The following is an 8,213-nucleotide window of genomic DNA, read 5'->3' as shown; positions in this document are numbered from 1 at the left end:
GAAATTAATTGATAATAGCTAATTGATAATTGATAATTTGTTTTCTATTTTTACGCAATAAATTACAACCCCAATTGAAAGATACAAGCAAACATCAGGGACTTCGAAATCAATTAGCCAAAGTCCTGGAAGAAAAAGGAATTATTGACATGAAAGTTTTGGAAGCAATTCGAAAAATTCCACGTCATTTATTTTTGAATTCCAGTTTTGAAGATTTTGCTTATCAGGACAAAGCATTTCCTATTGGTGCCGGACAAACCATTTCGCAACCTTATACTGTAGCATTTCAAAGTCAATTATTGGAAGTAAAAAAAGACCATAAAATCCTTGAAATCGGAACAGGTTCAGGTTATCAAACTGCGGTTTTGGTAGCTATGGGCGCAAAGGTTTATTCGGTAGAAAGGCAAAATGAATTATTTAAAACAACTTCGGCGTTATTGCCAAAACTAAATATACGTCCAAAGCATTTATCATTTGGTGATGGTTATAAAGGTTTGCCAAATCATGCACCTTTTGACAGCATCATTGTAACCGCCGGAGCACCAATCATTCCGAAAGCTTTGATGGCGCAACTAAAAATAGGAGGAAAGCTTGTTATTCCTGTTGGTGAAAAAGACCAGGTAATGACGATGTTGATTCGTAAAAACGAAACTCAATTTGAAAAGCACGAATTTGGAGATTTTAAATTCGTTCCGTTATTGGAAAATAAAAATTAAATTAATTTACCTCAAAATTATAATGAAAAAACTTCAAATTATCTTTTTACTGCTTTCAGGTATTGTCTTTTCTCAGACAACTGAAAAAAAAGTGTGGGATTTATTATTAGCCAATAAACGTGAAGATGCCCGAAATTTATTCGATAAAAGCTTAAAAACACAAGTCAATACTAAAGTTGAATATTTCTTACTAGACAAAATAATTGAACTGGAAAGCGGTAAGCTTTATTTTGACGCTTCATTTGTTGAAGATTTTTCTAAATTTCCAGACAGCAAATATTATTTGTGCTCATTATTTAAAAAGCCATTCATATTAGACGATATAAAATCTCTGGGTTTTACAGACCAAACGTATTCTAAAGTGGATGCTATGGCTGCTTCAGAAACTTTTAAAAACGATCCGATGGTTATTTATTACAAAGCCATTGCAGATCGTAACCGAAAAAACTACGAAAGTTATGACAGCCATATAAAAATGCTTAACTCGATTATGAATTGGCAATTGTGCGGTGTTTTCGAAAACCTAAATGATAGCGGTATTGATATTCCTTACGAACCTGAAACTTATCCTAAAAACGACAAGCTTTTTGATGCTAATAGTAACGGAAAATTAGGTTGGTACAATCCAACAGTAATTCAAAATGAAGGTTACCAAACATTTTCAAACGAGTCTGAATATGGTAACGGAATTATGTATTCTCAGGTATTTGTAGATAATCCAGCTAATCGCGATGTTGTGTTGCATTTTGCAATGAGTGCTTCTATAAAAATATTTGTAAACGATGTAGAGATTTATGTCAATACAATTAATAAGTTTTCAGATTTAAATGCTTTTAAGGTAAAATTTAAATTACCGCAAGGAACAAATAGAATTTTGGTAAAATCTTCTGTCTCCGATGCTAGCAGCTATTTCTTTTTATCTTTGACTGACACTCAAAATAATAAGATAGGTGATTTGGTCTATAACAATACATTCAAAGAATACAATAAATCAACACTCAGCTCATTGGCAGTTGAAGAACTTTCTATTGATTTCGAAGATTTTCTAATTGCTAAAATCAAGGATAACCCAAACAATGAATTTTACAAATTCCTTTTGTTTGACGCCTATACTCACAACAAAAAATTAGAACAGGCTTACGATATCATCGATGAACTAGATAAAAAATATCCTAACAGCTCTATCGTCAAAACCCATTTGGCAATCTATTATGCATTGAAGGACGAATCTGCAAAAGTGGATGAAATCAATAAAAATATAGAAGTACAGGATCCTAATTATTATTATACTATTTTGACCAAAGCGCAAGATAGAGATTGGATGAAATCTGCTAACATTGTAGAGCTTGAAAAAATACGTGATAAAGCAAAGTTATTGCCATCACCCGTTTATGGTTATTTATTTGACTTCCTAATTAATGCAAGGAATTCTAATATCACAGAAATGATTAAAGGAATTAATGAAATTTTGAGAACCTCATACAATAGTGAATTCTATACAACAACGTTTGCGCCGTTATATGATTCGTTGGAAAAGGATAAAGAAAAAACCATTAAGGCTCTGGAAAATCTAGTTGAAAAACGTGACAATTTCACTGCCATATCTATGTTAATTAATTATTACAGAAGTACAAACCGAAAAGAAGATGAGAAAAAATTATACCTCTACCGAAACAAAGTTTATCCTTATTTTAAATCAATTGCTGTAGATTATATTAATTTTTTGATTGAGGAAAAGAAATATGATGAAGCTTTAGTTGAAATCGATAAATGCCTTGGGCTTTTTCCTTATTCTTTTTCTTTGATGGAAAAAAAGGGAATGGTTTATAATTACAAATCAAATTTGAAGGAAGCCGAAAAATACATGAGGCAATCGCTGCTTCATAACTCTGAAAACGGAAAGCTGAGAAAGCAAATGTATGACATTACTAAAACCCCTGATGAAATTGAGCAAATTGAAGTAAAGGATATTTACAAAGTTATTAAGGAAAGAAAGAATTCCAAATTAAAAAGTGATTATGGAGTAGTTGTACTGTTAGATGAGTACATTGTTAATGTTCTGCCTGAAGGCGGAAGGAAATCAAAAGTAGTTTTTCTTTATGAAATCACTGGCGATAACGGAATCGAACAAATGAAAGAGTATGACCTGAGTAATTATACCACACTTTTAAAATCAGAAATAGTCCGGGCTGACGGCTCAATTACTCCGGCTGAAGTAGGTGACGGAACTCTTGTATTTCCTGATTTGAAAATTGGCGATGTCATTTATATTGAATATGAAGATTTTAACTCAGGCACAGGGCGTTTCTATAAAGATTTTAATCTGAGTTGCTATTTCAACAGTAATTATCCAGCTGTTGAAGCCATTTTTGGCTTGATCAATCCATCAGATGTTCAATATGCAACAAGTTTTAAAAATGGAGAAATTCCAGCAGTTACCCACAAAATAAAAAATACAACTTATACCGTTTGGAAGAAAAATAATGTTGCTGCACTTCCGTTGAATGAGAGTTTCTCTTATCCTTACAGTGATTTGACCAATACGATTAAAGTAGGAACCATCAAATCCTGGAAAGATATTTCTAATTGGTATTCTGACTTAGTTAAAAAGAATTTAGAATTAGACAAAATAACCAAAACTACCTTTCAACAAATTTTTCCAAATGGAGCAACTTCACTTTCACAAGATGAAATCGCAAGGAAAATATATGCTTATATTGAAAACAATATAACTTATAGTTCACTTGATTTTAGGCAAAGTGGTTATGTTCCGCAAAAGCCGTCAAAAACCATAATGACTAAGCTTGGTGATTGTAAAGATGTATCAACACTTTTTGTTGCTTTGGCTCAAAATGCAGGTTTAAAGTCCAATTTGGTATTAGTTTCTACCAATAATAATGGGTTTAAAAATATGCCACTTCCTGCGAACGATTTTAATCATTGCATAGTAAAAACAAGCATCGACGGTAAAGATGTCTTTTTAGAATTGACGGACAAATATTTACCCTATAAAGCCTTGCCAAAATCATTATACAATGCAAATGCTTTAATTATTTCATTTGATAAAGCAGAAAACGAGAAATCATCGCTGATAAAAATTCCGTTTGATAATGCCTTAAAAAATGAGATTATCACAAATAGCATTGTAAATCTGACAGATAAAGAAGTGACGTTAATTAATACACAAAAAATAATTGGCACAGACAAATCCTATTTCAATGAGTTATTCTCGAATGCCACATCAGATGATGTCAGAAAGAAAGAATTAGAGGAAGATTACAATTCAAAGCTTAATAAAAATATCAAACTTCAGAATGTAAAACTGATTAAGAATGGGCTCTATGATGACAGTATCGAGTTTGAGACGCAGCTTTTGGTAAACGAAAAAATAAAAAATGTTGGAAATCTAAAAATAATTGACCTGCCTTTTATTGACAAAGTTTATACCCGAGATATAGTTACTAAAGAAATCAGAAATTATGATATTAACTATATCAATTATGAAAATAACTCAAGTTATAACTCGACGATTATATTAAATATCCCTGAAGGTAAAAAATTTACCGAAATACCAGAAAGCAAAACTTATACTTATAAAAAACACAGCTATTCTATCAATTTTGAATTGGTTAAACCAAATTCGTTAAAGATTTCCAGAATAGTTTCAACGCCATGGGACAATATTACAACTGCAGAATATAGTGATTATAAAAAGTATGTAGAGGAAGTCATTGCCAACGAAGATCAGGTAGTTGGTTATAAATAAAATAGAAAATCCGCTTTAGGGCGGATTTTCTATTAAAATGATTTTTTGATTCGGTCCAAATCCCGCTTTGTGTCTTGTTCTTTAAGACTTTCACGTTTATCATACGTTTTCTTTCCGCGGCAAAGTCCGATATCCAATTTCGCTAACCCTTTTTCATTAGTAAAAAGCTTTAAAGGGATAATGGCTAATCCTTTGGTATCAAAAGCTCTCTCTAATTTTTTTAATTCTCTTTTATTCAATAAAAGTTTGCGTTCGCTTTTTGCCTTGTGATTGAATTGATTTCCATAAAGGTATTCATCAATCTGCGTATTGATGGCAAATAACTCGCCGTTGTGAAATTCACAAAAACCTTCTGTAATATTAGCTTTCCCTAAACGAATCGATTTGATTTCCGTTCCGGTTAAAACTATGCCGGCAGTATAGGTTTCGATTATTTCATAATCAAATTTGGCGCGTTTGTTAAGTATGTTTATTGTTTTCAACATTGGATGGCAAATGTAATAACAAATGAATCAAACCACAATAGTTTTGTAACTTTGCTTTATGGAAAAAATGAATTCAAAAGATCCGCTTCACGGTATCACGCTTCAGAAAATACTCGAAATTCTTGTTGAGTTTTATGGATTTGATACTTTGGCTGAATTGATAAAGATTAAATGCTTTAGCGATAATCCAAGTATTAAATCGAGTTTGACTTTCCTTAGAAAGACGGATTGGGCCAGAAAAAAAGTGGAAGAGCTGTATATTAGAACTTTGCCGAAGCTAAGCAAATGATTATTTTTTCCAGTTTCTCCTCAACAGAGAATAAATAACGGTATCCAAATACTTTCCTTCCCATAATTCGTTTTCCAGAATATGAGCTTCTTTTACAAAACCATTTTTTTGTAAAACTCTTTCAGACGCAATATTATCAGGATCAATAATCGCTTCTATAGAATGCAGATTCATTTGCTCAAAACCGTAAGCCAGAACTGCTTTTATAGCTTCAGACATATATCCTTTGCCATTATGTTCCGGGAAAGACATATAACCAATTTCAGCACGATGGTTTTCGGGTGAAATTTTATAATGACCAATAATCCCAATGATTCTTGGGCTTCCCTTAATGGTAATTCCCCAGTTAATTCCGGTATTAGTGACAATCTTATCTTCAATCATGGCAATATGCCCCAAAGCATCTTCGGTCGTTTTTGTCAAAGGCCGCGGAATATATTTCATTGTTTCGGGATTACCGCGAAGTGCCAGAACTTCAGCAGCATCGTTATTATCTATGCGTCGCAATAACAATCGTTCGGTTTCAATATTTTGAAAAGGGTGAAAATTGATTTCAAGCATGATTTTTTTTATTTGTAAAATTATAGAATTTGAATGCTAAAATTGAATTCCTTTGATGAAATATTTTCAAGAATCTGAATTGCTTCTTTCTCGAAAATATTTCCGGAAGTATTTAAAACATCGGAATAGCCAATCCAAGGTTCTAGACATATAAACTGCGCGTTGACTTTTGTCCATATCCCAAAATGTGGAAAATCGTTAAACTTAAAATTCAAAATTGGAACATTGGTTTCGAGAATTTTAATTTGCTTTGACTTCAAATGCTTAAAAATCAAGGCATCATTTTCAAAAAGTGAATAGGTTAGTGGCAAGCTATTATTAACTAATTCAATTTGCTTTGTCTTATCTGAAAGCAAATCATTCTCCAGTTGATAGCTGGTTAAATCCTCATCTGTTTCAAATTGCAAAGTATAGTTTTCAAATTTTTGATTTAAAGTAAAGGCAGGATGACCGCCAATTGAGAAAGGCATTGCATCAGAACCTTTATTAATAACCTGATAACTAATGACTAATTCAGTACCATTTAAAGTATAAAGGATTCGCAATTCAAATTCAAAAGGGAATCTTTCTTTTGTAAATTCATTTGATGACAAGGAAAAAATCACTTCGGTTTCATTATAGCTTATCAGATCAAAATCCATGTCTCTGGCAAATCCATGACGGGATAATTGATATGTGCGGTTTTTATAGGTATATGAATTATTTTTTAAAGTACCAACAATCGGAAATAGGATAGGTGAGTGCTTTCCCCAATATGCCGGATTTCCTTCCCAGATGTATTCTCTGTTTGAATCAATCTTTTTTAAGGAAATCAATTCGGCGCCTTTATTGCTAATTGTAGCCGATAGTTCTGAATTTGAAATAGTTGTTGTCAATGCAGTTATTTTTCTGGAGCAAATATATTTGAATAATTAAAAGGATAATAGAGAAGTTCTTTTGTTTTGAAAAGTCAAAGATGATAAAATCAATGTTAAAATATAAGAATATTCTATATATAAATGAATAAAAGGTGTATTTCATCGATTTTATTTGTTCTTTAACCGATAAAAGATGTAGAATTGTCTAACGAAATAACAATACGTTCTTATAAAATAAATTATATAAAGTGTTTACCCCACATCTACTTTATTAAAAACTGTCAAAATTAATCGTAATAAAGTGTTTGCCCCACATCTACTTTATTAAAAACTTAACCTACTACTATGAAAGCAAAAATGTTTAGAGCATTGTTGCCGTTAGCAATTGTGTTCACAATGGTATCTTGTTCTTCTGATTCTTCAGAAGGTTCTTCAACTGACAATAAACTTGTAACTACTTACAATTACAATGACACTGAGTTGAAACTTATTACACTTGTCAATAATTATCGTGCGAGTATTGGATTGAATACGCTTGAAGTAATCAATCACATCTCTTATAAATCAGAAGAGCACAATATATATATGATTGATAATAAAGTGGTAAACCATGATTATTTTCAACAAAGAGCAAACAACCTGATTGAATTATTAGGGGCTACAAACGTAGCTGAAAATATTGCTTACAACTATCAAACTCCGGAAAGTGCTATGAGTGCCTGGATAAACAGCGCTGCTCACAAAGCCAACATCGAAGGTGATTTTACACATATTGGTATGTCAGTTACCGTTGATGAAGCCACTGGAAAAAAATATTACACCAGTATGTTTATAAAAAAATAATTGTTTGTTTTAGTTTAATAGTAAAGAAACCCATTCGATAGAGTGGGTTTCTTATTTAAAACCTAATCTGGCTTTTAATTTCACAAACAATAATGCTATAGAATAAGCATCATCTGAAGCTGAATTCCTTTCATTTAGAGGAAGTTTGTATTGCTTAATTAAATCTTCCAATGAAAACGATTTGTTCGTAATGTCCATTAATTTCTGATGCATTATTTCGACATCCAAAGCTTCATTTTTTAACTTTCCGCATTCCATTTTTTCTAACACATCATTAATCATTTCTATGTCAAAATGAATACGGTGACCAACTAAAACTGCATTGCCAATATAGTCTACCAATGCTTGTATTGCCTGATATTCAGCTAATTTGGACATTTTGCTTTCAATCAAAAATTCATTTGACAAACCATTATCATGAAGGTATTTATATTGCAGGATTACAACTTCAAAATTATCTCCGATACGTACAACATCATCAATCACAGCAATAGCTCCGAAGGATAATATGACGTCTTTTTTGGGATTTAAACCAGTAGTTTCGGTACTCAAAATCACATACCTGTTGGTCTTAGTTTCAAACTTTGCCAAATATGATTTCCAAAAATCAGGATATTCTTTATTGATATGTTTTATCCAATCTAACATATTACGAGAATTGAGTTAATTGAAATTTATCTTTTATTAATTCTTCCA

General features: G+C 31.8%; 8 protein-coding genes. 4 read left to right on the top strand and 4 right to left on the bottom strand.

What is annotated here, in order from left to right:
- Window positions 1–74 precede the first annotated feature (74 nt).
- Both ABIQ27_RS14175 and ABIQ27_RS14170 read left to right on the top strand, forming a co-directional pair.
- Entirely contained in the window at window positions 75–716 is a 642-nt protein-coding gene (locus ABIQ27_RS14175; protein ID WP_348034571.1) for a protein-L-isoaspartate(D-aspartate) O-methyltransferase, read from the top strand.
- A 22-nt stretch (window positions 717–738) separates the two neighbouring features.
- Window positions 739–4,482, top strand: a complete 3,744-nt coding sequence (locus tag ABIQ27_RS14170) for a transglutaminase-like domain-containing protein (protein WP_348034570.1) — start codon at window positions 739–741, stop codon at window positions 4,480–4,482.
- A gap of 32 nt (window positions 4,483–4,514) precedes the next feature.
- Here ABIQ27_RS14170 and smpB read toward each other — a convergent pair whose 3' ends face one another.
- Window positions 4,515–4,967, bottom strand: a complete 453-nt coding sequence (gene smpB / locus ABIQ27_RS14165) for an SsrA-binding protein SmpB (RefSeq protein ID WP_348034569.1) — start codon at window positions 4,965–4,967, stop codon at window positions 4,515–4,517.
- Between the two features lie 58 nt (window positions 4,968–5,025).
- Between smpB and ABIQ27_RS14160 the strand changes: the two genes are divergently transcribed.
- The gene (locus tag ABIQ27_RS14160) at window positions 5,026–5,256 is read left to right on the top strand and encodes a VF530 family protein (RefSeq protein WP_348034568.1); all 231 of its coding nucleotides are present in this window, start codon (window positions 5,026–5,028) and stop codon (window positions 5,254–5,256) included.
- On the opposite strand, the gene ABIQ27_RS14155 is transcribed toward ABIQ27_RS14160, so the two are convergent.
- Both ABIQ27_RS14155 and ABIQ27_RS14150 read right to left on the bottom strand, forming a co-directional pair.
- Window positions 5,257–5,817, bottom strand: a complete 561-nt coding sequence (locus tag ABIQ27_RS14155) for a GNAT family N-acetyltransferase (protein WP_348034567.1) — start codon at window positions 5,815–5,817, stop codon at window positions 5,257–5,259.
- 20 nt (window positions 5,818–5,837) lie between these two features.
- Window positions 5,838–6,692 (bottom strand): aldose 1-epimerase family protein, encoded by an 855-nt coding sequence (locus ABIQ27_RS14150; protein ID WP_348034566.1) that lies wholly within the window; start codon window positions 6,690–6,692, stop codon window positions 5,838–5,840.
- Between the two features lie 327 nt (window positions 6,693–7,019).
- On the opposite strand from ABIQ27_RS14150, the gene ABIQ27_RS14145 reads away from it, so the two are divergent.
- The gene (locus ABIQ27_RS14145) at window positions 7,020–7,517 is read left to right on the top strand and encodes a CAP domain-containing protein (RefSeq protein ID WP_348034565.1); all 498 of its coding nucleotides are present in this window, start codon (window positions 7,020–7,022) and stop codon (window positions 7,515–7,517) included.
- Window positions 7,518–7,568: 51 nt separating this feature from the next.
- Here ABIQ27_RS14145 and ABIQ27_RS14140 read toward each other — a convergent pair whose 3' ends face one another.
- Complete coding sequence (locus ABIQ27_RS14140; protein WP_348034564.1) at window positions 7,569–8,165, bottom strand: 3'-5' exonuclease; 597 nt, start codon at window positions 8,163–8,165, stop codon at window positions 7,569–7,571.
- Window positions 8,166–8,213: the final 48 nt, after the last annotated feature.

The organism is Flavobacterium sp. (assembly GCF_039916025.1).
In the GTDB taxonomy this organism is placed as follows: Bacteria; Bacteroidota; Bacteroidia; order Flavobacteriales; family Flavobacteriaceae; genus Flavobacterium.
Note: the sequence above shows the minus strand (reverse complement) of the source record. Positions and strands in the feature narration are given on the sequence as shown.